Below are 25,564 nucleotides of genomic sequence, written 5' to 3'. Positions count from 1 at the left end.
CGGCAGCACGCCGCAGGACTTGAGTCGAATCAGAACAATTTGGACAAATCGTTACCGTAGGCTTTGGCGACCTTCTCGCTCATGCCTTTCAGCTGCTGGATCATGCCCGTCAGCTTGCGGGCGTAGTTCGGATCTGTGGCGTAGCCTGCGTTTTGCAGCGCCTGGGCACCCTGCTCTGGCGTGCTCGCACTGGTAACGGCGGCATAGCGAGGATTACGGGTCAGCATGCCAACATAGTCAGAAAGCGCCTCCAGATAAGAGCCGTAGACGCGGAATTTCGCCTTCACCTTCTTCGCTTCGCCGTTTTCAAATTCGGTAGTCGTGATTTCGGCAACCGGTCCCTTCCAGCTGCTCGTCGCCTTCACGCCAAAAATATTGAAGCTCGGCTCGCCGCTGCTGGTGAGGATCTGCCGCTGCCCCCAGCCGGACTCCAGCGCGGCCTGCGCCAGAATCAGGTGATGAGGAATGCCGCTTTGCTCGCTCGCCAGCCGCGCCGGGAGGGAGATCTGGGCCAGGAAGTCTTTGCTGTCGCCGCTCAGAGGCTCTTCGTTTGACGGGGCCTTTGGCACCGCCTGGCGTACCATCTGCGTCAGCGCCTGGTTCTGGAAGCTGGTCACCGTCTGCAAATCAAACTTCATCGGCACCCTGCCCGCCTCTTCCGACGGGTCGGCGTTTTCCCCCATCTGTTTGACCATCATGTCCGCAAAGCCCAGCCCTTTGCTGCTGAGCTGCTGGGAAATTTGCTGATCGTACATGCTGGTGTACATGCGCGTTGAGTCGCTGCTGAAAATGCCGTCTTTTGGCAGCGCCTCGCGCATGCTTTTAAGCATCATCTGCACGAACATCCCTTCCACTTCACGGGCCACCGATTTCAGGTGACCCTTCGGATCCTGGCCGACTTTCGCTTTCAGCTCGTTTAAAGAGCTGGCATCCCATGCGGCGCTGGCCAGTGACCGGGTGTCGTTCAGCATCAGATGATTTCCACTTTTGCACGCAGGCAGCCCGCGCTCTGCATAGCCTGGATGATGGACATCAGCTCCATCGGCGACGCGCCGAGGGTATTGAGCGCGCGCACCACGTTATTCAGGTTGGCGCTGGCGTTAACCCGCTGCATCGCCCCGCCGCTCTGGCGCAGATCGATTTGCGTTTGCGGGGTGACCACGGTCTGACCGCCGCCAAACGGCGTATCCGGCTGGCTGACCTGCGCGGAGCGGTTGACGGTGACCGACAGGTTGCCCTGCGCAATCGCGCAGCTGTCCAGCGTCACCTCGCGGTTCATCACTACGGAGCCGGTGCGGGAGTTAATGATTACTTTCGCATCCTGCACCGCTACGTTGACCTCAAGATTCTGAATACTGGCCAGCAGGCGCACCTGCGAGCTGTTGCCGCTCGGGGTACGAATCTGTACGGTGCGGGCATCCAGCGCGGACGCGCTGCCGTAGCCCTGGGCGCGGTTGATGGTGTCGGTGATTTGCTGGGCGAGCGTAAAGTCGTCGTCGTTCAGCTGCAGGTTGATAACGTTGCCCTGGCCGAAGGTACCCGGCAGCTCGCGCTCGATGACCGCACCGTTGGTGATGCGCCCGCCGTTAAGCTGGTTGACCTGCACGCTGCTGCCGCCTGCGGAAGCCCCGGCTCCACCTACCAGAATGTTACCCTGCGCCAGCGCGTAGACCTGGTTATCCACCCCTTTCATCGGGGTCATCAGCAGCGTGCCGCCGCGCAGGCTTTTGGCGTTACCCATAGAAGACACCACGACGTCGATGTTCTGCCCGGAGCGTGCGAACGCGGGATATTTGGCCGTCACCATAACGGCGGCCACGTTCTTGAGCTGCATGTTGGTGCCGGCCGGAACGGTGATCCCCATCTGCGAGAGCATGTTATTCAGGCTCTGGGTGGTGAATGGCGTCTGCGTCGTCTGGTCGCCGGTGCCGTCAAGGCCGACCACCAGCCCATAGCCGATCAACGAGTTCTCACGCACGCCCTGAACGCTGGTCAGGTCACGGATACGCTCGGCCTGGGCCAGCGTTGCCACCAGCATCAGCATGCCGATTAAATATTTGACCATGTGATTCCCCACTTACATCGGTGACAGGTTAAGGAAGAAACGCTGCATCCAGCCCATGTTCTGCGCCTCGTTGATATAGCCGTTACCGACGTATTCAATGCGGGCATCGGCCACCTGGGTGGACGGTACGCTGTTGCTGCCGCTGATGGTGCGCGGGTTCACGACACCGGAGAAACGTATGAACTCCGTTCCCTGGTTAATGGCGATCTGCTTTTCGCCCACCACGTGCAGGTTGCCGTTGGCAAGCACCTGATCGACCGTGACGGTAAGCGTACCGCTGAAGGTGTTGCTGGCATTGGCGCCGCCTTTGCCGTTGAAACTGTTGCCGCCGGAGCCGTCAATGGACGCGCGATCGTTGCCAAACAGGCCTTCGAGGTAGCGCGGCGTGACGTCCAGGCCAAAATTAGTTTTGCCATCACGGCTGGCGTTGGCCGACGAGCTTTTGCTCGCGCTGACGTTTTCCTGAAGCTGGATGGTCAACGTATCGCCAACGTTACGCGGGCGACGGTCCTCAAACAGCGGCTGATAGCCGTAGTTCACCGGCTGCGCGGTCTGGAAAATAGAGCCGTTGATAACCGGCGCAGGGCCGGGCACCGGCTGGGCAGTGGTCGCCCCTTCAACCAGCGGTTTGGTGGGGATCAGGGCGCAGCCGCCGGTTGCCAGCAGCAGGCAGGCAATAGCGGGACGAAGAACCAGTTGTTTTTGCATTGCTTTCATCTTCAGGTCTCAGCTGCCGGCGCGCGGACGCACCGGCAGGCATCTTACAGCTGCGTCAGTTTTTGCAGCATCTGGTCTGTGGTCGAGACCGCTTTACTGTTGATTTCGTAGGCGCGCTGGACCTGGATCATGTTGACCAGCTCTTCCGCCACGTTGACGTTAGAGGTTTCGACATAGCCCTGATACAGCAGCCCCGCGCCGTTAAGCCCCGGCGTACTTTCATTCGGCGTACCGGATGACTGGGTTTCGGCATAGAGGTTTTCCCCAAGGCTTTCCAGACCGGTATCGTTCATGAAGGTCGTCAGGTTCAGCTGACCAACCTGAACGGGCTGCGCCTGGCCCTGCTGGGTGACGCTGACGATACCGTCGCGGCCAACGGTGATGGTCAGTGCGTTCGCCGGGATAGTGATCGCAGGCTGAACCTGATAGCCGCTGGAGGTCACCAGCTGGCCGTTCTGGTCAACCTGGAACGAGCCGTCGCGGGTATAGGCGTTCGAGCCGTCCGGCAGCTGCACCGTGAAGAAGCCGTCGCCTTTGATCGCCACGTCTTTGCTGTTGTTCGTCTGGGACAGGTTGCCCTGGCTGTGCAGACGTTCCGTCGCAACCGGACGCACGCCGGTACCAATTTGCAGGCCGGAAGGCAGCGTAGTCTGCTCGGAAGACTGAGCGCCCGGCTGACGAATGGTCTGATAAAGCAAATCTTCAAATACCGCGCGCTGACGCTTAAACCCGTTGGTGGAGACGTTTGCCAGGTTGTTGGCAATCACATCCATGTTGGTTTGCTGGGCGTCGAGACCGGTCTTGGCGATCCATAAAGAGCTGATCATGTTGATTTCCTGTTAGTTATGCCTGGGCGCTTAGCTCATCGACAGCAGCTGGTTGGCGCGCTGCTCGTTTTCATCAACGCTTGAGATCATCTTCATCTGCATCTCAAAGCGGCGGGCGCTGGCAATCATGTCGGCCATCGCCTCCACCGGCTTCACGTTGCTGCCTTCCAGCACGCCCGGCATCACTTTGATGGTCGGGTCGGCCTGCAGGGTAGCGCCACGTGCAGCCAGGGCGGTCGGGTTCAGGCGGAAAAAGCCGTCGTCCCCGCGCACCACTTCCTGCGCGGTTGCCTTAACCAGCTTCAGCTTGCCAATCGGCGCAACCGTGTTGGGGTTATCGCCCGCGTTTAGCGCAGAGAGGGTGCCGTCGGCCGCGATGGTAACTTCCGCCCCTTCCGGAATGGCAATCGGGCCACCGTCTCCCATCACGGGCTGACCGTGCAGGGTGAGCTGGCCGGTTGGGCTGCGCTGCATGCTGCCGTTGCGGGTGTAGGCTTCGGTGCCGTCAGCACTTTGTACCGCCAGCCAGCCATCCTGCTGCAGGGCGACGTCGAGCGGGCGCTGGGTGTAATCCAGCTGGCCCTGGCTCATATCCACCCCGGGCGTAGAGGCGGTGACGAGGGTACGGGTTGGCAGTGAGAGCCCTTCTACCGGAACCGCACGCAGCGCGGTAAGCTGCGCGCGAAAGCCCGGCGTCGAGGCGTTGGCCAGGTTGCTGGCCGTCACCGCCTGCTGGTTCAGCGTCTGGCTTGCCGCGCCCATGGCGGTATAAATTGCGTGATCCATTAAGCCGTCCCGTCAGGCGCTTAGCGCAGGTTAACCAGGGTGTTGAGGATCTGATCCTGGGTTTTGATGGTCTGCGCGTTGGACTGATAGTTACGCTGCGCGACGATCATATTCACCAGTTCTTTACTCAGGTCCACGTTCGAAGACTCCAGCGCGCCGTTGGTCAGCGTACCGAAGTTGCCACTGCCCGCCGTGCCCAGCAGCGCCACGCCGGAGGCGTTGCTCGCCGACCAGACGTTATCGCCCTCGGAAGAGAGGCCTTCAGGGTTGGCGAAGTTGGACAGCACGATCTGGCCCAGCAACTGGGTCTGTTCGTTGGAGTAGTTGCCGACCACGGTGCCGTCATCGTTGATCTGGTAGGACACCAGGTCGCCCGGCTTATAGCCGTTCTGGCTGACCGCCACGATGTTGTTGGAGCCGGTGTTCTGCTGCATGGAGTTCTGGAAGCTCAGATCGAAGGTGGCAGGCGTTGCGCCGGGGATGGTATCCGTCGCCAGGCCTTTAATTTCACCGCCGGACAGCAATACGCCACTTTCTGAGAATACCATTGGGTCTTGCGGCTTCGCGGTGCTGCCCGCAACGCTGCTGTCCTGGGTGTAAACGTCCCAGGTATTCGCGGTGTCAGACTTCACAAAGTAGATGTTTATGTCATGGGCGTTACCCTGGCTGTCAAAAACCGTCATCGTGCCTTTTTTGTTATAAGTGTCCGAATTAGTGACATCAAAAGGCTTGGTTGCCGGTTCGGCATCCGTCGAGTTCAGGTTGACCTGCATAGCCGCAGTCGAGGTGGTTTTCGCCGCCATCAGCGTATTCGGCACGGACAGGCCAACCGGGTTAGCGCCCTGCTGGATAGTAGGCGGTGTACCGGTTGCCGGGTAGCCGGTGAGCTGTAAACCCTGCATGTTCACCAGGTTACGGTTTTCATCCAGCTTGAACTGGCCGTTACGGCTGTAGAACACCGAGCCCGCGCTATCCACCAGGCGGAAGAAACCGTTCTGGCTGATAGCCACGTCCAGGCCGCGCCCGGTATTGGTGGTGGTGCCGTCGTTAAAGTCCTGGGTGATGCCCGCCACTTTTACGCCGAGGCCCACTTTTGAACCGGCAAACATGTCGGCAAAAGAGGCGGAACCGGCTTTAAAGCCGTAGGTGGCGGAGTTGGCAATGTTGTTACCAATCACGTCCAGGTTGGTGGCCGCAGCATTCAGGCCGCTGACCGCTTGAGAAAAGGCCATGTCTTACTCCTGCAAAGGTTGAAGGCTTAAATGATCTGCCTGATTTGGTCGAGGGTGGTGGTGCCGTAGGTGCCGAGGTCGAGCTGGGTCGCGCCGTTGCTGAGCGTGACGCCGAAGACCTGGGCAAAGTTAAGCGGCTGCGCGACCAGCTGCGTGCTGCCGTTGCTGGCGTTGATCGCCACGTTATAGGCGCCGTCCGGTGCGGTGGTGCCGTCCGTCATGCTGCCGTCCCAGGTAAAGGTGTGGACGCCCGCGGTCAGCGCGCCGATATCAATCGTGCGCACCACTTTGCCGCTGGCGTCGGTAATTGTTGCGGTGACTTTATCCGCGGCCTGCTGAAGCTCGACGCCGAACGGCGTGGTGGCTTCGCTGCCGGAGAGAATTTTGCTGCCGGGGATCATCACGCCGTGGCCAATCAGCGTACTGGCCTGAACCTGCTGATTGTTGCTGATCTGGCCTGAGACTGAGCCTAAGGTCGTGTTCAGTTTTTCGATGCCGCTCACCGTGCTGATCTGCGCAAGCTGCGTGGTCAGTTCGTTGTTCTGCATCGGGTTGGTCGGATCCTGGTTTTTCAGCTGGGCTACCAGCAGGGTCAGGAAGCTGCCCTGTAGATCCGAAGCGCTGCTGCCCGTCAGGCTGCTGGTGCCGGTGTTAGTACTGGTTGCGGCGCTGGCGGTGGTATCGTTTACGTTAACGGCAAGAGACATGCGTTACTCCTTTATTGACCGAGAGTCAGGGTTTTCAACATCATGCTCTTCACGGTGTTGAGCACTTCCACGTTGGCCTGGTAGCTGCGCGAGGCGGACATGCTGTTCACCATCTCACCCACCACGTCGACGTTCGGCATCTTCACGTAGCCTTTGGCATCCGCCATCGGGTTACCGGGCTGATAAACCATGCGGTCCGGATCCTGGCTTTCCACGACTTCACTGACCTTCACGCCGCCGGTCTGCGCGCCGGGAGCGGCGTCGACCTGAAACACGACCTGTTTGGCGCGGTAGGGCTGTCCGTCCGGCCCCGTGGCGCTGTCGGCGTTGGCCAGGTTACTGGCCGCCACATTCAGGCGCTGGGACTGGGCCGTCATTGCCGAGCCGGCAATATCAAAAATATTCAGTAACGCCATGGATTAGCCACCCTGTTGCAGCACGGACATCATGCCTTTGATTTGCCCGCCCAGAACCGTCAGGTCGGATTGATACTTCAGGCTGTTATCAGCAAATTGCGTACGCTCGCGGTCCATATCGACGGTGTTGCCATCAAGCGCGGGTTGGTCAGGAACACGGTAAAGAAGGTCCAGCTGCGGTACGCTTTGCGTCTGCGCCGGAATATGACGAGCCGAGGTCAAAGCAAGCGATACGCCTGTGCCCTCCGCGCGCCCGCGATCCATCACTTTCTTCATTTCGCTGGCAAAATCGATATCCCGCGCCTGATACCCGGGGGTATCCGCGTTGGCGATGTTGGCTGCCAGAATCTCCTGACGCTGGGCACGCAAATTAAGCGCTTCCTGCTGAAATCGCAGCGCGGCATCCAGTTTGTCGAGCATGTCCCCTCCGCATAATTAGGATTTGTCCGACAGCTTACGGCCCCTTACGCGTGCGTTATCGACGGAATAAACGCAAAATGCATCGCTATTTGTCGCCTTGATCAATTCCTCCTGCGGGTAGAATCGCTGCAACCTGAACAAGGAGTGGCATCATGAACAAAGTGAAAATCTGCGCTGGCGCCGCGGCTTTGCTGGCTGCGTTTTATGCAGGCGCCGGCCAGCTGGACGCGCCGCTGACCCAGTTTTTCCAGCAGCGTCTGGCGGGCATCAGCGATGACGTGGCGGTGATGATAAAAACGCCTGATGCGCAGCTCCCCGCCTGCCCCCAGCCTGAGTTCGTGATGCCCGGCAACGGTCGCCTGTGGGGAAGCGTCAGCGTAATGGTCCGCTGCGGCAGCGATAAGCGTTTTATCCAGGTTGCAGTAGCGGCCAGCGGGAATTACGTCGTTGCGGCACAGGCCTTAACGCGCGGCACCCTGCTTAGCGAAAGCAACGTGCGGATGAAATACGGTCGTCTGGATCGGCTTCCGCCGCGCACCATGTTCGATCTGAAGCAGGCGGCGAATGCGACTACGCTGCGGGACATCGCGCCGGATCAGCCGATTATGCTGTCGATGGTTCGCCAGTCCTGGCGGGTAAAAGCGGGCCAGCATGTGCAGGTGGTCGCCTCGGGGGAAGGATTCAGCGTCAACAGCCAGGGTCAGGTATTAAATAACGCCGCGGTGGCGCAAAATGCCCGCGTGCGGATGGCCTCCGGGCAGATTGTCAGCGGCACGGTAGACCCTGATGGGAATATTCTGATTAATCTATAATCTTTTTAAAGATTCAGTGGCGGCTGCCGATAAATAGTTAACGAAGAAACTGACTGGCTCTCCGCCGTGAGCCTCCCCTCGAAGAGGATAAAATAATGAGCATTGACCGCACGTCGCCTTTGAAGCCGGTTAGCACTGTCCAACCGCGTGAAACCACCGATACTCAGGCGCAGAAAAACCGTCTGGAGAAAAGCACCACGGCAAACAGCACCAGCGTGACCCTAAGCGATGCGCAGGCTAAGCTGATGCAGCCAGGCAGCAGCGACATCAATATGGAACGTGTTGAGGCGCTGAAAACCGCAATCCGTAACGGCGAACTGAAGATGGATACCGGCAAAATCGCCGACGCGCTGATTCAGGATGCCCAAAGCGATTTACAGAGTAACTAATTGCATGAGTCGTCTGTTAGAAGTGCTCGACCAAATGACTGCGGTGCTTAATTCACTCAAAGAGGTGATGGACGCCGAACAGCAGCAACTCTCTGCGGGCCACGTGAACGGCAGCGCGCTGCAGCGCATCACCGAAGATAAAAGCTCGCTGCTGGCGACGCTCGACTACCTCGAGCAACAGCGCCGGGCGGAGCAAAACCCCGAAGCGCAGTCGAGCACGGACGTAAGCCAGCGCTGGCAGACGATTACCCAGAAAACGCAGCACCTGCGCGATATCAACCAGCACAACGGCTGGCTGTTAGAAGATCAGCTGGAGCGTAACGAGCAGGCATTAGCGGTACTGAAGCCGCACCAGGAACCCAATCTATATGGGGCCGATGGGCAAGCCACGACGATGAATCGCGGCGGAAATAAAAAGATTAAGATTTAGGTATTTAAGTGTCGGATGGCGCTTACGCTTATCCGACCTACGCTCTGTGTCAGTATAAATAGGGTGGATAGGCGCCAGGCGCCATCCACCGCTATGACTAACGTGGCAGCGCCTTGAGGATTTTCATGGTGGCATCCACGTCAATTTCATCTTCTGAGAAAATCAGCGTGCTGTTCTGGAATGTGGTGATCGCCAGCTTTTTCAGCGTACGCATCTCCCCTTCTTTCTTGTCATCCTTCGGACGGATGCTGTTCATCAGCAGGCCCACCGAAAGCACCGTCTTCTCTTTATCGATCTTCGAATCCGCAGGCACTTCTTCGCTGTAGACCAGGAAAGACTTGATGGCGGTGATTTTGATACGCTCACCGGCAATAAAAATGTACTTGCTGTCTGGCTCAACCTTGACCGCAAAGGCGGACAGACCTTTGTTATTGGTGGTTGGCTCAAAGGTCACCGCCGCATCTTTCTTTATCAATTCTGGATTAGCGACTTTGATGACGTGGAAATAACGGTTATCGCCGTTTTCATCTTTGATAAAACCAAACCCTTTTTCTTCAAACCAGGTTGTGATTGTCCCGTGCATAGCTCTGTTACCTACTTAAAAATTCAACATATAAATAGTAGGGCGGATAAGCGCGCGCGTCATCCACCGCAGGAAAGTTATTGCGTTCGTCGTGCGAAGTCTTTCACTTTGAAGCCCAGCACCATCAGCGTACCGAAGTAGGCGGCGATCCCCGCGACCACCACGGCCATCAGACGTACCAGACGATAAGCCATGTTGCCGACGTCCCAGGCTGGCATGACGTGCATCATACCTAACAAGACGGCGGACATCACGACCACGGCGGCAAGCAGACGCCAGAGGAATGACGCCCAGCCCGGCTGCGGCTGGAAAATATCCTGCTTACGCAGCTGCCAGTACAGCAGGCTGGCGTTAATACAGGCTGCCAGACCAATGGACAGCGACAGGCCAGCGTGCTTCAGCGGCCCGATGAACGCCAGGTTCATCAGCTGGGTGAGGATCAGGGTCACAATCGCGATTTTCACCGGCGTTTTTATGTCCTGGCGGGAATAAAATCCCGGGGCCAGCACCTTTACCACGATAAGCCCCATCAGCCCTATGGAATAGGCCACCAGCGCACGCTGCGTCATCGCCGCATCAAAGGCGGTGAATTTACCATACTGGAACAGAGAAACGGTCAGAGGTTTAGCCAGGATGCCCAGCGCGACGGCGCTTGGCAGCGCCAGCAGGAAGCACAGGCGCAGGCCCCAGTCCATCAGTCGTGAATATTCATCGTGGTTGCCGCTGGCAAAGCTCTTCGCCAGGGAAGGCAGCAGGATAGTCCCCAACGCCACGCCCAGCACGCCGGACGGAAACTCCATCAGCCGGTCTGCATAGTACATCCAGGAAACCGAGCCGGAAACCAGGAACGAGGCAAAAATCGTGTTGATAATAAGCGAGATCTGACTGACGGAAACGCCCAGAATCGCAGGCCCCATCTGCTTAATCACCCGCGTAGCGCCCGCGTCCTTCAGATTGATGCGCGGCAGCACCAGCATGCCAATTTTCTTCAGGTGCGGCAGCTGATAGGCCAGCTGTAATACCCCACCAACGGTAACCGCCCATGCCAGCGCCATGATCGGCGGGTGGAAGTGCGGCGCGGCAAACAGGGCAAAACCAATCATGCTCAGGTTGAGGAAGGTAGGCGCAAAAGCCGGAACGGAAAAGCGGTTCCAGGTATTAAGGATTGCCCCGGCCAGCGATGCCAGCGAGATCAGCATGATATAAGGGAAAGTGACGCGCAGCAGGTTAGTGGTTAGCGTGAATTTGTCCGCGGTGTCGGCAAAACCCGGCGCGGTCACCAGAATCACCCACGGTGCGGCTATCATGCCCAGCAAGGTGACAACCGCCAGCGCTAGCGTCAGGAGGCCCGAAACATAAGAGACAAACACGCGGGTTGCATCTTCACCCTGCTTGCTTTTGTATTCGGCCAGAATGGGCACGAACGCCTGGGAAAAGGCCCCTTCGGCAAAAATACGGCGTAAAAGGTTCGGCAGCTTGAAGGCCACAAAAAAGGCGTCAGTCGCCATCCCTGCCCCAAACACCCTTGCCACAATGGCGTCGCGCGCGAACCCGAGCACGCGAGAAAACATGGTCATCGAGCTGACGGCAGCCAGCGATTTTAAGAGATTCATTCTTATTCGGTTCCACAAACATCAACGCCTGCAGCGCAGGCGTTGTCAGGGACAAATTATTTCGTGCGCGTAGTCTACCGATACACCGCGGAAATACTACCCTCAGTTGTTACAGCTATTCGCTCATCGCCTCGCGCAAGAGCTTTTCTACCACTCTTTGCGCCAATAGCGCCTGCTCCCCGGATGTTTCAGGAACCGTCTGATTTGCCACGCAGTCGAGGAAGTGACGAGCGCAGCCCGCAAAGCCCCGCTGCTCAAGCATACTCTGCCAGCCTGGGACCGGACGAGTGACGATGCCGGAACCGCACTCTTCGCGCCAGTCACGCATATCGGTGACGTCATATAAGCCGCCGTCGGTAACGACCTGAACCCACTCGCGCTGGCTACCCGCCCGGCGGTGCATGCTGGTGGTGATTTGCAGATGCTCCTTAGCGAAATGATGCTCGGCAAAAAGCATGTGCCCCTGCTCGTTGGTTTGCAGCGTGCCGCTTTGCAGTTGGGCTTCGCCACCGGCAAGCCAGAGCGCGGTATCCACCACGTGAAGATAGTCATCCAGCAGGGTGAAGCGGAGATCGTTTGGCCCTACGCTGTCAGTGCGGTGCTTGTCCATGCGCAAAGACGCGCCGCTGGACAGCTTCTCTTTTAGCTCCCGATAAAGCGGCGAAAAACGGCGGTTGAACCCTACCATCAGCGTGCGCTTTTTGCGTTCCGCCAGTTCGACCAGCCGCTCCGCATCCGCCAGGCTTTCGGCAAGAGGTTTATCCACGCAGACGCTAACGCCCGCGTTCAGTAGTTCGCTGACCACGGCAAAATGGCTGCTGGTGGCGCTGTGTACGAAGACCGCATCGCACTGCGCGGCCAGTTCCGCAACGGAGGAAACGTAGGGTATGCGGTATGTATCGCAAACTTTTTGGGCTTTTTCTTTGGTCGGGGAGAAAGCCCCCTGCAGGTGCCAGTCGCCTGCGGCACTCAGCACCGGCAGCCAGGCCTTCTGCGCAATGCCGCCCAGCCCTACTACGCCAACTCGTAATTTTGTCATGGTTTAATCCCCGAGATGCGCGAGCAGTGAGTCCAGGCGCAGTTTTAATTCGGCCACTTCTTCTTCCAGCAGGGCTACCCGCGCATTCAGATCGTTGGCGGGTAGCGCGGAAACCACGGCGTCCGCAACGGTTGCCAGCGTCTCTGACTCACCGTTGAACAGATGCCTATAGCGGCTTTCACGCTTGCCCGGCTCGCGCGGCAGACGCACGACAAACGGGCCGTCTTCGCGGCTGGCAAGGGTTTCAAGCACGTTTTCAACCTGGGCCATATCGGTAAATTCGAACATTCGCCCGGCCCGACTGCGGAGTTCGCCGGGCGTTTGCGCCCCGCGCAACAGCAGCGTGGTAACCACGGCGACTTCAGCAGCGGACAGCTTCAGATCGCCAAATTCAGAGTTGCAGAAGCGCTGCTCGTACTTGGTCACCCGGTTGCCAAATCCGCTGACCGTGCGCAGGAAGTGGCGTTTAACCAGCGTATCCAGCGTTTCCTGAACGTCATGCTCTTTAAGATCCATCACCGGTTCGCGGTTCGTTTTCTGATTGCAGGCCGTGACCACGCCGTTCACCGACATGGGATATTGCTCCGGCGTCGTGACCTGTTTTTCCATCAGGCTGCCCACCACGCGCGCTTCTATCGCAGTTAACTGATACTTCATCTCATATCCTCAACGGCCAGGGGTCCATAGTTTTGACGTCAGCGCCGTCAGAACGTGATCGCGCCAGACGCCGTCAATAAGTAAATAATCTTTGGCATAGCCTTCTTTTTCAAAGCCCAGACGCGCCAGAAGGTCACCGCTGCGCTGGTTATGAGGCATGTAGTTGGCCATGATACGGTGAATGTGCTGGGTGCGCTGCATATAGCGGATGGCCGTGGTCAGCGCCTCAAACATCAGCCCCTGCCCCTGCCATTTTTCACCCAGCGAATAGCCGAGATAGCAGGCGTGGAACGATCCGCGCACCACGTTTGAAAAGTTGGCCACGCCGCGAATTTCTTTTTCTTCTTCATCGAGCAGGGCGAAGTAGTAAGCGCTGCCGGTTTTGTGCATTTCGTTAATCATGCCCAGGCGAGCCTGCCAGCCGGAGGGATAACAGTGGCTGTCATCGCGAACGGGTTCCCAGGGCTTCAGGAACTGGCGATTTTCAGCGTAGTAATCAGCCAGCCGCCAGGCGTCCCGTTCATAGACCAGACGTACCACCAGCCTGTCGGTAGTTAAACGCACCTTCGGCACGTTACTGCGATAACCAAACATGTCCCCAGCTCCTCACATCCCATAGTTTTCAACCCGTCATCATTACTATACCTGCCCCTTACGGAGGAAGGAAAACAACAACATGCAGAATTCTTCTTCCGTCATACATTTTTTCGATGAATAGCTTCAATCAAACGCGCCGAACGATAAAAAAATATTGTCGCCTGTCCATCTGTCAAAAAATGTAAAGGCGGTGGAGAATGAATCCCTGTCGCATTTTGAACACTTACCCGGGAGGGAAGATGGCGCGGGTGGCGCAGGCAAGAAGCCTGGGTAAATATTTTCTGCTGCTTGATAACATGCTGGTGGTTTTAGGCTTCTTCGTGGTCTTCCCGTTAATCTCAATTCGCTTCGTTGACCAGATGGGCTGGGCGGCCTTAATGGTCGGGATTGCCCTGGGCCTGCGGCAGCTTACGCAGCAGGGACTGGGGATATTTGGCGGCGCCTTTGCCGACCGGCTGGGGGCCAAACCGATGATCGTCACCGGCATGCTGCTGCGCGCGGTCGGCTTCGCGCTGATGGGCATCGCGCATGAACCCTGGGTGCTGTGGCTCTCCTGTTTTATCTCGGCCATTGGCGGCACGCTCTTCGACCCGCCTCGTGCGGCGCTGGTGGTCAAACTTGTTCGTCCGCACCAGCGCGGGCGCTTTTTCTCCCTGTTGATGATGCAGGACAGCGCGGGAGCCGTGATCGGCGCCCTACTCGGCAGCTGGCTGTTACAGTATGACTTCCGTCTGGTTTGCGCCGCCGGGGCGGTAATGTTCATCATCTGCGCCGGGGTCAACGCCTGGCTTCTGCCGGCCTACAGGCTCTCCACCATCCGCACGCCGGTGCTTGAAGGCATGGGCCGCGTGATGAGGGACAAGCGTTTCGTCACCTATGTGCTGACCCTGGCGGGCTATTACATGCTGGCCGTGCAGGTGATGCTGATGCTGCCGATCATGGTGAACGAAATCGCGGGCACGCCGGCGGCGGTAAAATGGATGTATGCCATCGAGGCGGCGCTATCTCTGACGCTGCTCTACCCCGTTGCCCGCTGGAGCGAAAAGCGTTTCCGGCTTGAACAGCGCTTAATGGCCGGGCTGCTGCTGATGACGCTAGCTATGATACCCATCGGCTTCACCAGCACGCTGCAGCAGCTCTTCACGCTGATCTGCGTTTTCTACGTCGGTACCATCATCGCAGAGCCAGCACGCGAAACGCTCGGGGCCTCGCTGGCCGACTCCAGAGCGCGCGGCAGCTATATGGGCTTCAGCCGTCTGGGTCTGGCTCTGGGAGGCGCGGTTGGCTATGCGGGAGGCGGCTGGCTATTTGACGCGGGCAAAGTGATGAATCAACCGGAACTGCCGTGGATGATGCTGGGCATCGTCGGCTTTATCACCCTGCTTGCCCTGTGGTGGCAGTTCAGCATGAAGCCCGTTGCACCTTCCATGCTGGAACCGGGCAGCTAATTTGCGGTAGCCCACGTTCTCTTCCATACTCATTTGTTAACGGATTTTATCCGCTTATCAATGGAGGAGAACGTGAAATTATATATTTACGATCACTGCCCGTTCTGCGTTAAAGCGCGCATGATTTTTGGCCTGAAGAATGTCCCCGTTGAGCTGAACGTGCTGCTTAACGACGACGAGGCGACGCCAACGAAGATGATTGGCAAGAAAATGGCGCCAATTCTGCAAAAAGATGACAGCCGCTATCTGCCTGAAAGCATGGACATCGTTCACTATATCGACAGGCTGGACGGCAAGCCGCTGCTGACGGGAGCGACCAACGCCGCCATCGGCGAATGGCTGCGCAACGTGCAGGCTTACACCCAGAACCTGATCATCCCGCGCGTAGCAAAAGCACCGTTCGATGAGTTCGCCACACCCGAAGCCCGCGCTTACTTCGTGAAAAAGAAAGAGGCGATGATTGGTTCTTTCGAGGAACACCTCAGCCACTCGCCGGGCCTGATTAAAAAAATTAGCGACGATTTGCGCAAGCTCGACAAGCTTATCGTCCAGCCCAACGCCGTTAACGGCGAACTTTCGGAAGATGATATTCACCTCTTCCCGTTACTGCGTAGCCTCTCCCTGGTGGCAGGCATTGAATACCCAAGCCGGGTAAGGGATTACCGCGATAACATGGCCAAGCAAACGCAGATCAACCTGCTCTCTTCCATCGCGATTTAATCTTCTGCCGGCCCCGTGCCGGCATTTCATCCTTTTCCTGTAGCACGGCCTGCGCTGGTGCATCATGCTGCTTTATGTCACGATTCGGGGCCAAAGCAGGATGTTGAGGAACGTCATGAAGAAGATTATTTTTACCGGACTGTTAATACTGACCGGACTGCTGGTTGGCTGTAACCAACTTACGCAGTACACCGTTAGCGAACAAGAGATTAACCAGGCGCTGGCTAAGCACAACAACTTCTCGAAGGACATTGGCCTGCCGGGCGTGGCCGATGCGCATATTATTCTCTCCGATCTTGCCTCACAAATTGGCCGCGAAGAGCCTAATAAAGTGACCCTGACGGGCGATGCAAAGCTGGATATGACTTCGCTGTTTGGCAATCAAAAAGCCAATATCAAGCTGAAGCTGAAAGCGCTGCCTGTGTTTAATAAAGAGAAAGGGGCGATCTATCTGCAGGAGATGGAAGTGGTGGATGCTACCGTCGAGCCGAAAAAAATGCAGACGATTGTGCAGACACTTATTCCCTACCTGAATCAGTCTTTGCGCAAGTATTTCAATGAGCAGCCGGCCTACGTGCTTAGCGAGGACAGAAGCGAAGGTGAATCCATGGCGAAGAAATATGCTAAAGGCATAGAAGTGAAGCCTGGCGAAATCATCATTCCTTTCGTTAACTGATCTTCCCTCCGGGCAGCTCACGCCGCCCGGAGGGGTTGCACAAAGAAATCTCGCAACAAAGTCGTGCAAACGAAAACGATTCCGCCTATCCTTAGTGCCCGGCATAAAACCAGCCCAATATGACTGTTTTTCCCTTCCAGCCGGAGCATCGCAATGACCGTATTACCTCAGGTATTAAAAATTCGCCGCCCAGACGACTGGCACGTTCATCTTCGTGATGGAGACATGCTGAAAACGGTGGTGCCAATGACGTCTGAAACCTACGGTCGCGCGATTGTGATGCCAAATCTGGCACCGCCTGTCACCACCGTAGAAGCCGCCATCAGCTATCGCCAACGCATTCTTGACGCCGTGCCGCAGGGACACAGCTTCGAACCGCTAATGACCTGCTACCTGACCGACTCGCTGGATCCCAACGAGGTTGAGCGCGGCTTTAACGAAGGCGTGTTCACCGCCGCCAAGCTCTACCCTGCTAACGCAACGACCAACTCCAGCCACGGCGTCACCAGCACCGCGGCCATCATGCCGGTCCTGGAACGCATGCAGAAAATTGGCATGCCGCTGCTGATCCACGGCGAAGTTACCCATGCCGATATCGACATTTTCGACCGCGAGGCCCGCTTCATCGAAACGGTGATGGAGCCGCTGCGCCGCCAGCTGCCCGCGCTGAAAATCGTCTTCGAGCACATTACCACCAAAGATGCAGCGCAGTACGTACAGGAAGGTAACTCCCTGCTCGGGGCAACCATCACCCCCCAGCACCTGATGTTTAACCGCAACCACATGCTGGTGGGCGGCGTACGGCCCCACCTGTACTGCCTGCCAATCTTAAAGCGCAGCACCCATCAGGAAGCGCTACGTGCGCTGGTGGCCAGCGGCTGCGACCGTGTATTCCTCGGAACGGACTCAGCCCCTCACGCTCGCCACCGCAAAGAAGCCAGCTGCGGCTGCGCCGGGTGCTTCAACGCCCCTTCCGCGCTGGGTGCCTACGCCACGGTGTTTGAAGAGCTGAATGCGCTGGAACACTTTGAAGCCTTTACGTCCCTTAACGGCCCGCGTTTCTACGGCCTGCCGGTTAACGAAGAGTCTATCGAACTGGTTCGCGAACCCGTGCTTATCCCGGAAACCATCGCCACCAGCGACGACACCATCGTGCCGTTCCTCGCCGGCGAGCAGGTGGCCTGGTCTATGAAAGGCTAACTATTTTCACTCCCCCTGTTGCAGGATGTGCACTTTAACTGTATAAATAAACAGTATATTGTACAGGGGGTTGTTATGCGTATAGAAGTGACCATTGCCAAAACCACGCAGTTGCCGGCCGGCGCAGTAGATGCGCTGACACAAGAATTGACTCGCCGTATTACCCAGCATTTTCCGGAGACGGACAACCACGTCCAGGTGCGCTACGCCACGGGTAACAACCTGTCGGTGCTGGGCGGGGCTAAAGAAGATAAAGACCGCATCAGCGAAATCCTGCAGGAAACCTGGGAGAGCGCAGATGACTGGTTTGACTCAGAATAAATAAAGAATCCCTCCTTGTTTTATTTTTTGCCGGGTGTCGCCATCCGGTTTTTTTATCTCTTTTTTTACTTTGGCTAAATTTCAGGCATAATTCTGATTGCTATTGATAATGCACAGAATCATCCGAATAACTTGCCGCTTTATTGTTCAGACAGCTTCAATAATATAAAAAAAGTGCTGTAAGGTATTTATTTCTTCCGCGAAATCCCTTAATCATTGATATACTTAACTGGCTTCACATTAAACAAGCATTAAACCTCGCTAGCCGTTGTCTTAACACACGTATATAAGGGGTTATGATGGAAAAAAATAGTGATGTAATCCAGACCCATCCCCTCGTCGGATGGGACATCAGCACCGTTGATAGCTACGATGCGCTGATGCTTCGCCTGCACTACCTGACATCCGATAAGCAAAAGCAAGATGAAACAGAAATCGGCCAGACTTTGTGGCTGACCACGGATGTTGCCCGGCAGTTTATTTCTATTTTAGAGGCCGGGATCGCAAAAATTGAATCAAGTGAATACCAGGTAAACGATCATCGTAAGCATTGACGAATAATGCGAACGTTTAAGCGAAGGCACCAAAGTGGTGCCTTTTTTCGTTTTTATGCCCGGTTCATTTGCCTGCCAGTTAAGAATTATTTACTCTGCTGGCTACTATTTGCGGGAGGAGAAAAAGCGACATGCATTACGATCTTATCATTGTCGGGAGTGGCTCTGTGGGTGCCGCCGCAGGATGCTACGCGGCGCATTCCGGGCTGAATGTCCTGATGATCGACAGCGACCATCCACCTCATCAACAGGGCAGCCATCATGGCGATACCCGGCTGATGCGCCACGCCTACGGCGAAGGTGAGAAGTATGTCCCGCTGGTGCTGCGCGCGCAGAAGCTCTGGGAGGTGCTGGAAGAGATCGGTGGCGAAAAACTTTTCCATCGCACCGGCGTTATCAACCTCGGTCCCAAAGACTCCGCGTTTATTTCTACGGTGCAAAGCAGCGCGCAACAATTCTCTTTACCGCTCGAGACACTGCAGGCTGATGCCGTTATGGCACGCTGGCCCAACATAAGCGTTCCCGACGGCTACATTGGCCTGTTCGAACCTAATTCCGGCGTACTGCGCAGCGAAGTCGCCGTCGCCACTTATATCCGCCTGGCGAAACAGGGTGGCTGCGCTCAGCTGTTCAACTGTGCCGTAACCGGCATCCGTCATACCGAAGAGGGCGTGGTAGTCGAAACCGCCGAAGGCGAATACACAGCAAGCAGGCTTCTGGTCAGCGCGGGTACGTGGGTAAAAAAACTTTTGCCTGACCTACCCGTTTCCCCTGTACGTAAGATCTTCGCCTGGCACCAGGCAGACGGACGCTACAGCGAAGAGAATCACTTCCCGGCCTTCACGGGCGAAATGCCCGACGGCAGCCAGTATTATGGGTTTCCGTCTCAGGATAACGAGCTGAAGATCGGCAGGCACGACGGCGGACAGCCTCTCAGCGAGCCCGCGCAGCGCAAGCCTTTCGGCAGCGTGGCAAGCGACGGCAGCGAAGTATTTGGCTTCCTGCGTAAGTTTCTGCCCGGCGTCGGCGTCTGCCTGCACGGCGCGGCTTGCACCTACGATAATTCCCCGGATGAGGATTTCATCATCGATACTCTTCCCGGCCACGACAACACGCTGGTTATTACTGGACTTAGCGGGCACGGGTTTAAATTTGCCTCCGTGCTGGGGGAAATCGCCTGCCTGTTCGCTCAGGGGAAAACAACGGACTACGATCTGACGCCTTTTTCACTCCAGCGTTTCAAATAACTTCCGCCAGAGCCCGCCAGTAGCGGGGCTCTGGTTATTCGGACTGCAACTTATGCGTCGCTTTATTTTGTTTCTTGTTAACAATGTCCGCGAACACTTAATGCTGTACCTTATTTTATGGTCCTGCCTGGCGCTGCTCGATATCGCTTATATTTATTTCTACTGACTTTAGAACCGTATGTAATATTGACGCATCCTGACATTTCGTTGATAAAAATAGAGATATGAGCAAATTTTTAGCTGAAGTCGACCTGACCCTTCGCATAACAAACCCCGCTCACACAGTGCATTCCAGGCATAATATCGCCTCTTCATTCTAATCAAATGATGTTGATCGCCGGTTTTCATTCAAATTTTCAGGTTGAGATTTATATTATTTCTTCGCGACCTTTTTTATGTTGCGTCGACGTTAACAGTCAGTTTATGTTCTGCCTTATTCGGAACGGACAACGGGCGCATTAATATGCATTGGCGTAACACTTCTCATAGCTACGGGCATATATCAGTCCTTCTCCACTGGCTTATCGCTTTAACCGTATACGGGATGTTCGGCCTCGGTCTGTGGATGGTCACCCTCGGCTATTATGACGGTTGGTATCACAAAGCACCGGAGCTGCACAAAAGCATCGGCATGGTCGTTCTGCTGGCAATGGTCATTCGCGTTTTTTGGCGCTTTATTTCCCCTCCTCCGCCAGCGCTTGCCAGCTATTCGCGTGCAACGCACTTCGGCGCCGTAGCGGCCCATATTCTGCTTTACGCCCTGCTGTTCGCCATCCTGCTGAGCGGCTACCTGATTTCAACCGCAGACGGTAAGCCCGTCAGCGTATTCGGCCTGTTTGAGATCCCTGCCACCCTCAGCGGCTATGGTGCCCAGGCGGATCTGGCCGGCACCCTGCACCTCTGGCTGGCATGGGGAGTCGTGGTGCTTTCCGTGCTGCACGGCCTCGCGGCCCTGAAGCATCACTTTATTGATAAAGACGTTACGCTCAGGCGGATGCTTGGGAAACCTTCTCGTTAATTTTGGAGCGAATGATGATAAAAAAAAGCCTGCTGGGCATTGCCGCTGGCGCCCTGATGTTCACCACCGGCTCGGCCGTTGCCGCCGATTATAAAATTGATAAACAGGGGCAGCACGCCTTCGTTAACTTCCGTATTCAGCACCTTGGCTACAGCTGGCTGTATGGAACATTCCGCGATTTTGACGGTACCTTCACCTTCGATGAGAAGAACCCGGCTGCGGATAAAGTCAGCGTCACCATCAACACCACCAGCGTCGATACCAACCACGCCGAGCGTGACAAACACCTGCGCAGCGCTGAGTTCCTCAACGTGAGCAAATTCCCGCAGGCGACGTTCGTGTCTACCGGGGTAAAAAAGGACGGCGACGATCTGGATATTGCCGGCAATCTGACACTCAACGGTGTGACAAAGCCGGTAACGCTTGAGGCAAAACTAATCGGTCAGGGTGACGATCCGTGGGGAGGCGTGCGTGCCGGTTTCGAAGCGGAAACTAAGATCAAGCTGAAGGATTTTAATATCACGACCGATCTCGGCCCGGCCTCGCAGGAGGTGGATTTAATTATCTCTGTGGAAGGCGTCCGCCAGTAGCTCGCATCGGGTTTGATATATAACGCTGCGCTTACCCGGCCTGGGGTCAAGCGCAGCATCACACACTGTTATCTTTTATTCCGGGTCCGGGATACCCAGCGTGGTGTTCAGCGCACCGCGAGATTTGTTAAAGATTTTATTGCCATTTTCACGGCCCGCGCGGCGGCGCCGCTGCTCTTCTGGCGACAGGGCCAACTCTTTACGACAGACTTCGCTACAGCACCCTTCAAACTTCGCTGCGCATTCAGGACACTGAATAAACAGCAGGTGGCAGCCGTCATTTTTACAGTTGGTGTGGCTGTCGCAGGCGGTGCCGCACTGGTGACAGTGCGCGATAACATCGTCTGAAATGCGTTCGCCCATGCGTTCGTCAAAGACAAAGTTTTTACCCACAAATCGAACCGGGATCCCCTGCTCGCGTGCACGACGGGCGTATTCGATTATTCCGCCTTCAATGTGATAGACGTTTTTAAAACCGTTATAGCGCATCCAGGCGCTCGCCTTCTCGCAGCGAATACCGCCGGTGCAGTACATGACGATCTTTTTATCTTTATCGTCCTGCAGCATATCAACCGCTTTAGGCAGCTGTTCGCGGAAAGTATCCGCCGGAATTTCCATCGCGTTCTGGAAGTGGCCCACTTCGTATTCGTAGTGGTTACGCATATCGATGAAGACCGCTTCCGGGTCATCCAGCATCGCATTCACTTCTGCGGCTTTCAGATAGTCACCCACGTCGCTGGCATCAAAATCAGGATTTTCAATCCCGTCGGCCACAATGCGGTCACGCACCTTCATGCGCAGCACCCAGAAAGACTTGCCGTCATCGTCCAGCGCGACGTTCAGACGCAGGTTGTCCAGCGCCGGATGGAAGCCATACAGGGTTTCACGGAATGCCTCGACGCGGCTCTGCGGCACGCTAATCTGAGCGTTGATCCCTTCCCGGGCGAGATAGACACGGCCGAAAACATCCAGCGCGACGAAGGCTTTATACAGCGCGTCGCGGGTGGCCTGCGGCTCATCAATGGTGAAATACTTGTAGAATGAGATAGTGGTGCGCGGCTCGGTTTCAGCGAGCATGCGCACACGCAGTTCATCATTCGATATGCGGTTGTGTAACACTGGCATGGTGTTCGCTCTGCAATCGTAAAAAAAGAGGTGCGCATGATAAAGCAATTAACGTTAATTTACATCCCTGTGTTTTGCGCTACATTTCCCTCATCTGAAGGCAGATAAAATAACATTCTGGCGAAATTTCAGGCATCCCGCCGCCGTTAATTTTGGCTCAACCTCAAAAAATGCCACAATAGCCTTATCACGAAGATCCGGCATTTGCCGTCACAATAGGTTTTACATGACGAACTTACCGCAATTCTCGCGCGCTTTACTTCATCCCCGCTACTGGGGAACCTGGTTTGGCATCGGCCTACTGTACGTTGTGACCCTGCTGCCCTATCCGGTTATCTATCGTCTTGGGCGCGGCCTTGGTCAGTTAGCCATGAAGTTTATGAAGCGCCGCGTCAGGATCACCCGACGCAACCTTGAACTGGCCTTCCCGCAGAAAACGCCAGCGGAACGCGAAGCTATCCTGGTAAAAAACTTTGAGTCCGTTGGCCTGGGGCTACTGGAAACGGGGATTGCCTGGTTCTGGCCCCTGTGGCGCATTCAGCGCTGGTGCGACGTCTCGGGGGTGGAAGAGATTCATAAGGTACAGGAAGCAAAGCGTGGCGTACTGCTCATCGGCATCCACTTCCTGACGCTGGAGCTGGGCGCACGCATGTTTGGGATGAATACACCCGGTATCGGCGTTTACCGTCCGAATGACAATGCGCTGCTGGACTGGCTGCAAACGTGGGGCCGTATGCGCTCCAATAAGAGCATGATTGATCGTAAAGATCTGAAAGGCATGATCCGCGCGCTGAAGCAGGGCGAGATAATCTGGTATGCCCCGGATCATGACTACGGCCCGCGCGGCAGCGTCTTCGTGCCATTTTTTGGCGTAGATCAGGCGGCTACCACTTCGGGCACCTATACGCTGGCACGAATGTCGGGAGCGGCCATCGTGCCGATGGTGCCGCGCAGGAAGCCAGACGGTAAAGGCTACGAGCTGATTATTCTGCCCGCCGAGTTCGAGCCGCCCCTGGAAACGCCGGAAGGCACCGCGCTGTGGATGAACAAGATCGTCGAGCAGTGCATTCTGATGGCGCCGGAACAGTATATGTGGCTACACCGCCGCTTTAAGACCCGCCCGGAGGGCGTGCCCTCCCGGTATTGATGCTGTTCTGCAACGCAGGTTGGATGGCGCTTGCGCCTTCCAATATCCCTGCGGATGACGGACGTCTCTTCCCGCTGTTCGTCATTTAGCTAAAAACGCTTTCCGGTTTGCCACTTTCCATTCATCAGGCGCATACTTAGCAGGGTAATATTTTCTTGTTACCAGCTATATTACTGGAGCGGTATGACCTCCCCTGACAGCAGTATCAACTGGAAGCGTAATCTCACCGTCGCCTGGCTGGGATGCTTTCTCACCGGCGCAGCCTTCAGCCTTGTAATGCCTTTCCTGCCGCTGTACGTCGAACAGCTCGGCGTCACCGGACACAGCGCGCTGAATATGTGGTCGGGCCTGGTGTTCAGCATCACCTTCCTGTTTTCCGCCATCGCCTCCCCCTTCTGGGGCGGACTTGCCGACCGTAAAGGCCGCAAGATCATGCTGCTGCGCTCGGCGCTGGGCATGGCGGCGGTGATGGTGCTGATGGGTTTTGCACAAAATATCTGGCAGTTTCTTGCCCTGCGCGCCCTGCTGGGGCTGCTGGGCGGCTTTGTTCCCAATGCTAACGCTCTGATAGCCACCCAGGTGCCGCGCAATAAAAGCGGCTGGGCACTCGGCACGCTTTCCACCGGTGGCGTGAGCGGTGCGCTGCTTGGCCCGCTGATCGGCGGCCTGCTTGCCGACAGCTACGGGCTGCGACCGGTCTTCTTCATTACCGCAGCGGTGCTGTTCGCCTGCTTTATCCTTACGCTGCTCTATATCCGGGAGGAGTTCACCCCGGTAACCAAAAAAGACATGCTTCACGCCCGCCAGGTGCTGACCTCGCTCAAAAATCCTAAGCTGATCCTTAGCCTGTTTGTCACCACGATGATTATTCAGGTCGCGACCGGCTCGATTGCGCCGATTCTTACGCTCTATGTGCGTGACCTTGCAGGCAACGTAAGCAACCTGGCGTTTATCAGCGGCATGATTGCTTCGGTGCCCGGCGTTGCCGCGCTGATCAGCGCACCGCGGCTGGGCAAACTTGGCGATCGCATCGGGCCGGAAAAGATCCTGATTTGCGCGCTGGCGATCTCCGTTCTGCTGCTGATCCCTATGTCGATGGTGCAGAATCCCTGGCAGCTTGGGCTGCTGCGCTTCTTACTTGGCGCTGCCGATGGTGCGCTGCTTCCCGCAGTGCAGACCCTGCTGGTTTATAACTCCAGCAACCAGATTGCCGGACGCATATTCAGCTATAACCAGTCCTTCCGCGATATCGGTAACGTCACTGGCCCGCTCATCGGCGCGGCGGTTTCAGCTAACTATGGCTTCAGAACCGTGTTCCTGGTCACCGCAAGCGTGGTGCTATTCAATGCGTTTTACTCCTGGTACAGCCTGCGCCGCCCGGCGGCACGGATACGCATTCCCGGAGAATAACGCCGCAGAGCAATCTCATACTTGCAACTTCGCGAACAGCGTCAACAATTAACATGAAATTGTAATGGAGCACCCGCTCCCCGACCTCTGCCATAAGGAGATATTTCATGAGCATGTACGCAACGCTTGAAGAAGCCATTGATGCCGCACGAGAGTTATTCCTCGCCGACAATACGGATGTGGACGAGGAGACGGCCAACGTGCAGCAGCTCAACGTCCAGAAATACATCCTGCAGGATGGCGATATCATGTGGCAGGCGGAATTTTTCGCCACCGACAGTGAAGACGGTGAGTGTTTACCGATGCTGAGCGGTGAAGCCGCGCAGAGCGTGTTTGACGGCGAGTTTGACGAGATCGAACTGCGTCAGGAGTGGCTGGAAGAGAATACGCTGCACGAATGGGATGAAGGAGAGTTTCAGCTCGAGCCGCCGCTGGATACCGAAGAGGGGCAGGCCGCCGCGGATGAATGGGATGAACGGTAATCGTTACTCGTAAGGGCCGTGGCTGACGTCAATTGGCAGCAGCAGCGTGTCAAACACCAGCGAGAACGGTAAATCCAGCACGGTGATGTAGCGCCACGCGCCGTCACGCATGTCCCACTGCACGCCGGGGTAATACTGATTGCCATGTCCCTGCCCCGGTACCGCACGGCTAATGATGCTGCCGCAGCCGCTCAGCGCGCAGGCCGCCACTATCACAACTATCGCTCTTAACAACGCAGGTCTCCCGTCAGCAAAAAAATGCCGACCAATTGGTCGGCATTTCGCGTTATGTAAGGTGGATAGCATTCCTCGCCATCCACCGAGGACATTTTTTAT

At 56.5% G+C, this 25,564-nt stretch carries 32 protein-coding genes; 16 read left to right on the top strand and 16 right to left on the bottom strand.

Annotated elements, in window-relative coordinates:
- Positions 1-29: 29 nt before the first annotated feature.
- Genes flgJ through flgB form a run of 9 tightly spaced genes read right to left on the bottom strand, consistent with a single transcriptional unit; the run spans position 30 to position 7,170 of the window.
- Positions 30-971 carry a flagellar assembly peptidoglycan hydrolase FlgJ gene (flgJ, locus tag ACA108_08545; protein ID XEX97531.1) on the bottom strand — a complete coding sequence of 314 codons (942 nt, stop codon included), beginning with the start codon at positions 969-971 and terminating at the stop codon, positions 30-32.
- Positions 971-2,065 carry a flagellar basal body P-ring protein FlgI gene (locus ACA108_08540; GenBank protein XEX97530.1) on the bottom strand — a complete coding sequence of 365 codons (1,095 nt, stop codon included), beginning with the start codon at positions 2,063-2,065 and terminating at the stop codon, positions 971-973. The genes flgJ and ACA108_08540 overlap by 1 nt, the downstream gene beginning before the upstream one ends.
- A gap of 12 nt (positions 2,066-2,077) precedes the next feature.
- Complete coding sequence (locus ACA108_08535) at positions 2,078-2,773, bottom strand: flagellar basal body L-ring protein FlgH (GenBank protein ID XEX97529.1); 696 nt, start codon at positions 2,771-2,773, stop codon at positions 2,078-2,080.
- A 53-nt stretch (positions 2,774-2,826) separates the two neighbouring features.
- Positions 2,827-3,609 carry a flagellar basal-body rod protein FlgG gene (gene flgG, locus ACA108_08530; GenBank protein ID XEX97528.1) on the bottom strand — a complete coding sequence of 261 codons (783 nt, stop codon included), beginning with the start codon at positions 3,607-3,609 and terminating at the stop codon, positions 2,827-2,829.
- Positions 3,610-3,639: 30 nt separating this feature from the next.
- Complete coding sequence (locus ACA108_08525; protein ID XEX97527.1) at positions 3,640-4,395, bottom strand: flagellar basal body rod protein FlgF; 756 nt, start codon at positions 4,393-4,395, stop codon at positions 3,640-3,642.
- Between the two features lie 20 nt (positions 4,396-4,415).
- Complete coding sequence (gene flgE, locus ACA108_08520) at positions 4,416-5,627, bottom strand: flagellar hook protein FlgE (GenBank protein ID XEX97526.1); 1,212 nt, start codon at positions 5,625-5,627, stop codon at positions 4,416-4,418.
- A gap of 26 nt (positions 5,628-5,653) precedes the next feature.
- Positions 5,654-6,334 carry a flagellar hook assembly protein FlgD gene (gene flgD / locus ACA108_08515; protein ID XEX97525.1) on the bottom strand — a complete coding sequence of 227 codons (681 nt, stop codon included), beginning with the start codon at positions 6,332-6,334 and terminating at the stop codon, positions 5,654-5,656.
- 11 nt (positions 6,335-6,345) lie between these two features.
- Positions 6,346-6,750, bottom strand: a complete 405-nt coding sequence (gene flgC, locus ACA108_08510) for a flagellar basal body rod protein FlgC (GenBank protein XEX97524.1) — start codon at positions 6,748-6,750, stop codon at positions 6,346-6,348.
- Positions 6,751-6,753: 3 nt separating this feature from the next.
- Positions 6,754-7,170, bottom strand: a complete 417-nt coding sequence (flgB, locus tag ACA108_08505; protein XEX97523.1) for a flagellar basal body rod protein FlgB — start codon at positions 7,168-7,170, stop codon at positions 6,754-6,756.
- A gap of 152 nt (positions 7,171-7,322) precedes the next feature.
- On the opposite strand from flgB, the gene flgA reads away from it, so the two are divergent.
- The 3 genes from flgA (at position 7,323) to flgN (ending at position 8,801) form a co-directional block, all read left to right on the top strand.
- Entirely contained in the window at positions 7,323-7,982 is a 660-nt protein-coding gene (gene flgA / locus ACA108_08500; protein XEX97522.1) for a flagellar basal body P-ring formation chaperone FlgA, read from the top strand.
- A 95-nt stretch (positions 7,983-8,077) separates the two neighbouring features.
- A complete protein-coding gene (gene flgM / locus ACA108_08495) occupies positions 8,078-8,371 on the top strand; it encodes a flagellar biosynthesis anti-sigma factor FlgM (protein XEX97521.1) in 294 nt (97 codons plus the stop codon).
- Between the two features lie 4 nt (positions 8,372-8,375).
- Entirely contained in the window at positions 8,376-8,801 is a 426-nt protein-coding gene (gene flgN / locus ACA108_08490; GenBank protein ID XEX97520.1) for a flagella biosynthesis chaperone FlgN, read from the top strand.
- A 97-nt stretch (positions 8,802-8,898) separates the two neighbouring features.
- Here flgN and ACA108_08485 read toward each other — a convergent pair whose 3' ends face one another.
- The 5 genes from ACA108_08485 to rimJ form a co-directional block, all read right to left on the bottom strand.
- Complete coding sequence (locus ACA108_08485) at positions 8,899-9,384, bottom strand: cold-shock protein (protein ID XEX97519.1); 486 nt, start codon at positions 9,382-9,384, stop codon at positions 8,899-8,901.
- 77 nt (positions 9,385-9,461) lie between these two features.
- Complete coding sequence (murJ, locus tag ACA108_08480; protein XEX97518.1) at positions 9,462-10,997, bottom strand: murein biosynthesis integral membrane protein MurJ; 1,536 nt, start codon at positions 10,995-10,997, stop codon at positions 9,462-9,464.
- A gap of 115 nt (positions 10,998-11,112) precedes the next feature.
- Positions 11,113-12,036: a Gfo/Idh/MocA family protein gene (locus ACA108_08475; GenBank protein XEX97517.1), complete on the bottom strand. Its 924-nt coding sequence runs from the start codon at positions 12,034-12,036 to the stop codon at positions 11,113-11,115.
- Between the two features lie 3 nt (positions 12,037-12,039).
- Positions 12,040-12,693: a YceH family protein gene (locus tag ACA108_08470; protein ID XEX97516.1), complete on the bottom strand. Its 654-nt coding sequence runs from the start codon at positions 12,691-12,693 to the stop codon at positions 12,040-12,042.
- A 9-nt stretch (positions 12,694-12,702) separates the two neighbouring features.
- A complete protein-coding gene (gene rimJ, locus ACA108_08465) occupies positions 12,703-13,287 on the bottom strand; it encodes a ribosomal protein S5-alanine N-acetyltransferase (protein ID XEX97515.1) in 585 nt (194 codons plus the stop codon).
- 242 nt (positions 13,288-13,529) lie between these two features.
- Between rimJ and mdtH the strand changes: the two genes are divergently transcribed.
- From mdtH to ACA108_08415, 10 genes are all read left to right on the top strand, one after another.
- Positions 13,530-14,738: a multidrug efflux MFS transporter MdtH gene (gene mdtH, locus ACA108_08460; protein XEX98057.1), complete on the top strand. Its 1,209-nt coding sequence runs from the start codon at positions 13,530-13,532 to the stop codon at positions 14,736-14,738.
- Positions 14,739-14,810: 72 nt separating this feature from the next.
- A complete protein-coding gene (gene grxB, locus ACA108_08455) occupies positions 14,811-15,458 on the top strand; it encodes a glutaredoxin 2 (GenBank protein XEX97514.1) in 648 nt (215 codons plus the stop codon).
- 115 nt (positions 15,459-15,573) lie between these two features.
- Positions 15,574-16,134, top strand: a complete 561-nt coding sequence (locus tag ACA108_08450) for a lipoprotein (GenBank protein XEX97513.1) — start codon at positions 15,574-15,576, stop codon at positions 16,132-16,134.
- Between the two features lie 153 nt (positions 16,135-16,287).
- Positions 16,288-17,334 (top strand): dihydroorotase, encoded by a 1,047-nt coding sequence (pyrC, locus tag ACA108_08445; protein ID XEX97512.1) that lies wholly within the window; start codon positions 16,288-16,290, stop codon positions 17,332-17,334.
- A 75-nt stretch (positions 17,335-17,409) separates the two neighbouring features.
- A complete protein-coding gene (dinI, locus tag ACA108_08440; GenBank protein XEX97511.1) occupies positions 17,410-17,655 on the top strand; it encodes a DNA damage-inducible protein I in 246 nt (81 codons plus the stop codon).
- Positions 17,656-17,954: 299 nt separating this feature from the next.
- On the top strand, positions 17,955-18,209 hold the full coding sequence (bssS, locus tag ACA108_08435) for a biofilm formation regulator BssS (protein ID XEX98056.1): 255 nt from the start codon (positions 17,955-17,957) through the stop codon (positions 18,207-18,209).
- A gap of 131 nt (positions 18,210-18,340) precedes the next feature.
- Positions 18,341-19,456, top strand: a complete 1,116-nt coding sequence (gene solA / locus ACA108_08430) for an N-methyl-L-tryptophan oxidase (GenBank protein XEX97510.1) — start codon at positions 18,341-18,343, stop codon at positions 19,454-19,456.
- A gap of 52 nt (positions 19,457-19,508) precedes the next feature.
- Entirely contained in the window at positions 19,509-19,622 is a 114-nt protein-coding gene (locus ACA108_08425; GenBank protein ID XEX97509.1) for a YceO family protein, read from the top strand.
- 297 nt (positions 19,623-19,919) lie between these two features.
- The gene (locus tag ACA108_08420; protein ID XEX97508.1) at positions 19,920-20,474 is read left to right on the top strand and encodes a cytochrome b; all 555 of its coding nucleotides are present in this window, start codon (positions 19,920-19,922) and stop codon (positions 20,472-20,474) included.
- Positions 20,475-20,491: 17 nt separating this feature from the next.
- Positions 20,492-21,064 carry a YceI family protein gene (locus tag ACA108_08415; protein XEX98055.1) on the top strand — a complete coding sequence of 191 codons (573 nt, stop codon included), beginning with the start codon at positions 20,492-20,494 and terminating at the stop codon, positions 21,062-21,064.
- Positions 21,065-21,139: 75 nt separating this feature from the next.
- Here ACA108_08415 and ACA108_08410 read toward each other — a convergent pair whose 3' ends face one another.
- Positions 21,140-22,189, bottom strand: coding sequence for a rhodanese-related sulfurtransferase (locus ACA108_08410; GenBank protein ID XEX97507.1), 1,050 nt, complete (start codon positions 22,187-22,189; stop codon positions 21,140-21,142).
- 226 nt (positions 22,190-22,415) lie between these two features.
- Here ACA108_08410 and ACA108_08405 point away from each other — a divergent pair, with 226 nt between their 5' ends.
- The 3 genes from ACA108_08405 (at position 22,416) to ACA108_08395 (ending at position 25,228) form a co-directional block, all read left to right on the top strand.
- Positions 22,416-23,336 (top strand): Kdo(2)-lipid IV(A) acyltransferase, encoded by a 921-nt coding sequence (locus tag ACA108_08405; protein XEX97506.1) that lies wholly within the window; start codon positions 22,416-22,418, stop codon positions 23,334-23,336.
- A 183-nt stretch (positions 23,337-23,519) separates the two neighbouring features.
- Entirely contained in the window at positions 23,520-24,746 is a 1,227-nt protein-coding gene (mdtG, locus tag ACA108_08400) for a multidrug efflux MFS transporter MdtG (GenBank protein ID XEX97505.1), read from the top strand.
- A gap of 107 nt (positions 24,747-24,853) precedes the next feature.
- Complete coding sequence (locus ACA108_08395) at positions 24,854-25,228, top strand: MysB family protein (GenBank protein XEX97504.1); 375 nt, start codon at positions 24,854-24,856, stop codon at positions 25,226-25,228.
- A 3-nt stretch (positions 25,229-25,231) separates the two neighbouring features.
- On the opposite strand, the gene ACA108_08390 is transcribed toward ACA108_08395, so the two are convergent.
- A complete protein-coding gene (locus ACA108_08390; protein XEX97503.1) occupies positions 25,232-25,462 on the bottom strand; it encodes a YceK/YidQ family lipoprotein in 231 nt (76 codons plus the stop codon).
- Positions 25,463-25,564: the final 102 nt, after the last annotated feature.

This window comes from Dryocola sp. LX212 (assembly GCA_041504365.1).
Classification (GTDB): domain Bacteria; phylum Pseudomonadota; class Gammaproteobacteria; order Enterobacterales; family Enterobacteriaceae; genus Dryocola.
This window is presented reverse-complemented; position numbering and strand designations above follow the sequence as displayed.

Excerpts from the sequence above, each read along its gene's own strand:
- flgJ (XEX97531.1), bottom strand. The coding sequence starts at position 971 with ATGCTGAACGACACCCGGTCACTGGCCAGCGCCGCATGGGATGCCAGC.
- ACA108_08540 (XEX97530.1), bottom strand. The coding sequence starts at position 2,065 with ATGGTCAAATATTTAATCGGCATGCTGATGCTGGTGGCAACGCTGGCC.
- ACA108_08535 (XEX97529.1), bottom strand. The coding sequence starts at position 2,773 with ATGCAAAAACAACTGGTTCTTCGTCCCGCTATTGCCTGCCTGCTGCTG.
- flgG (XEX97528.1), bottom strand. The coding sequence starts at position 3,609 with ATGATCAGCTCTTTATGGATCGCCAAGACCGGTCTCGACGCCCAGCAA.
- ACA108_08525 (XEX97527.1), bottom strand. The coding sequence starts at position 4,395 with ATGGATCACGCAATTTATACCGCCATGGGCGCGGCAAGCCAGACGCTG.
- flgE (XEX97526.1), bottom strand. The coding sequence starts at position 5,627 with ATGGCCTTTTCTCAAGCGGTCAGCGGCCTGAATGCTGCGGCCACCAAC.
- flgD (XEX97525.1), bottom strand. The coding sequence starts at position 6,334 with ATGTCTCTTGCCGTTAACGTAAACGATACCACCGCCAGCGCCGCAACC.
- flgC (XEX97524.1), bottom strand. The coding sequence starts at position 6,750 with ATGGCGTTACTGAATATTTTTGATATTGCCGGCTCGGCAATGACGGCC.
- flgB (XEX97523.1), bottom strand. The coding sequence starts at position 7,170 with ATGCTCGACAAACTGGATGCCGCGCTGCGATTTCAGCAGGAAGCGCTT.
- flgA (XEX97522.1), top strand. The coding sequence starts at position 7,323 with ATGAACAAAGTGAAAATCTGCGCTGGCGCCGCGGCTTTGCTGGCTGCG.
- flgM (XEX97521.1), top strand. The coding sequence starts at position 8,078 with ATGAGCATTGACCGCACGTCGCCTTTGAAGCCGGTTAGCACTGTCCAA.
- flgN (XEX97520.1), top strand. The coding sequence starts at position 8,376 with ATGAGTCGTCTGTTAGAAGTGCTCGACCAAATGACTGCGGTGCTTAAT.
- ACA108_08485 (XEX97519.1), bottom strand. The coding sequence starts at position 9,384 with ATGCACGGGACAATCACAACCTGGTTTGAAGAAAAAGGGTTTGGTTTT.
- murJ (XEX97518.1), bottom strand. The coding sequence starts at position 10,997 with ATGAATCTCTTAAAATCGCTGGCTGCCGTCAGCTCGATGACCATGTTT.
- ACA108_08475 (XEX97517.1), bottom strand. The coding sequence starts at position 12,036 with ATGACAAAATTACGAGTTGGCGTAGTAGGGCTGGGCGGCATTGCGCAG.
- ACA108_08470 (XEX97516.1), bottom strand. The coding sequence starts at position 12,693 with ATGAAGTATCAGTTAACTGCGATAGAAGCGCGCGTGGTGGGCAGCCTG.
- rimJ (XEX97515.1), bottom strand. The coding sequence starts at position 13,287 with ATGTTTGGTTATCGCAGTAACGTGCCGAAGGTGCGTTTAACTACCGAC.
- mdtH (XEX98057.1), top strand. The coding sequence starts at position 13,530 with ATGGCGCGGGTGGCGCAGGCAAGAAGCCTGGGTAAATATTTTCTGCTG.
- ACA108_08450 (XEX97513.1), top strand. The coding sequence starts at position 15,574 with ATGAAGAAGATTATTTTTACCGGACTGTTAATACTGACCGGACTGCTG.
- pyrC (XEX97512.1), top strand. The coding sequence starts at position 16,288 with ATGACCGTATTACCTCAGGTATTAAAAATTCGCCGCCCAGACGACTGG.
- dinI (XEX97511.1), top strand. The coding sequence starts at position 17,410 with ATGCGTATAGAAGTGACCATTGCCAAAACCACGCAGTTGCCGGCCGGC.
- bssS (XEX98056.1), top strand. The coding sequence starts at position 17,955 with ATGGAAAAAAATAGTGATGTAATCCAGACCCATCCCCTCGTCGGATGG.
- solA (XEX97510.1), top strand. The coding sequence starts at position 18,341 with ATGCATTACGATCTTATCATTGTCGGGAGTGGCTCTGTGGGTGCCGCC.
- ACA108_08425 (XEX97509.1), top strand. The coding sequence starts at position 19,509 with ATGCGTCGCTTTATTTTGTTTCTTGTTAACAATGTCCGCGAACACTTA.
- ACA108_08420 (XEX97508.1), top strand. The coding sequence starts at position 19,920 with ATGCATTGGCGTAACACTTCTCATAGCTACGGGCATATATCAGTCCTT.
- ACA108_08410 (XEX97507.1), bottom strand. The coding sequence starts at position 22,189 with ATGCCAGTGTTACACAACCGCATATCGAATGATGAACTGCGTGTGCGC.
- ACA108_08405 (XEX97506.1), top strand. The coding sequence starts at position 22,416 with ATGACGAACTTACCGCAATTCTCGCGCGCTTTACTTCATCCCCGCTAC.
- mdtG (XEX97505.1), top strand. The coding sequence starts at position 23,520 with ATGACCTCCCCTGACAGCAGTATCAACTGGAAGCGTAATCTCACCGTC.
- ACA108_08395 (XEX97504.1), top strand. The coding sequence starts at position 24,854 with ATGAGCATGTACGCAACGCTTGAAGAAGCCATTGATGCCGCACGAGAG.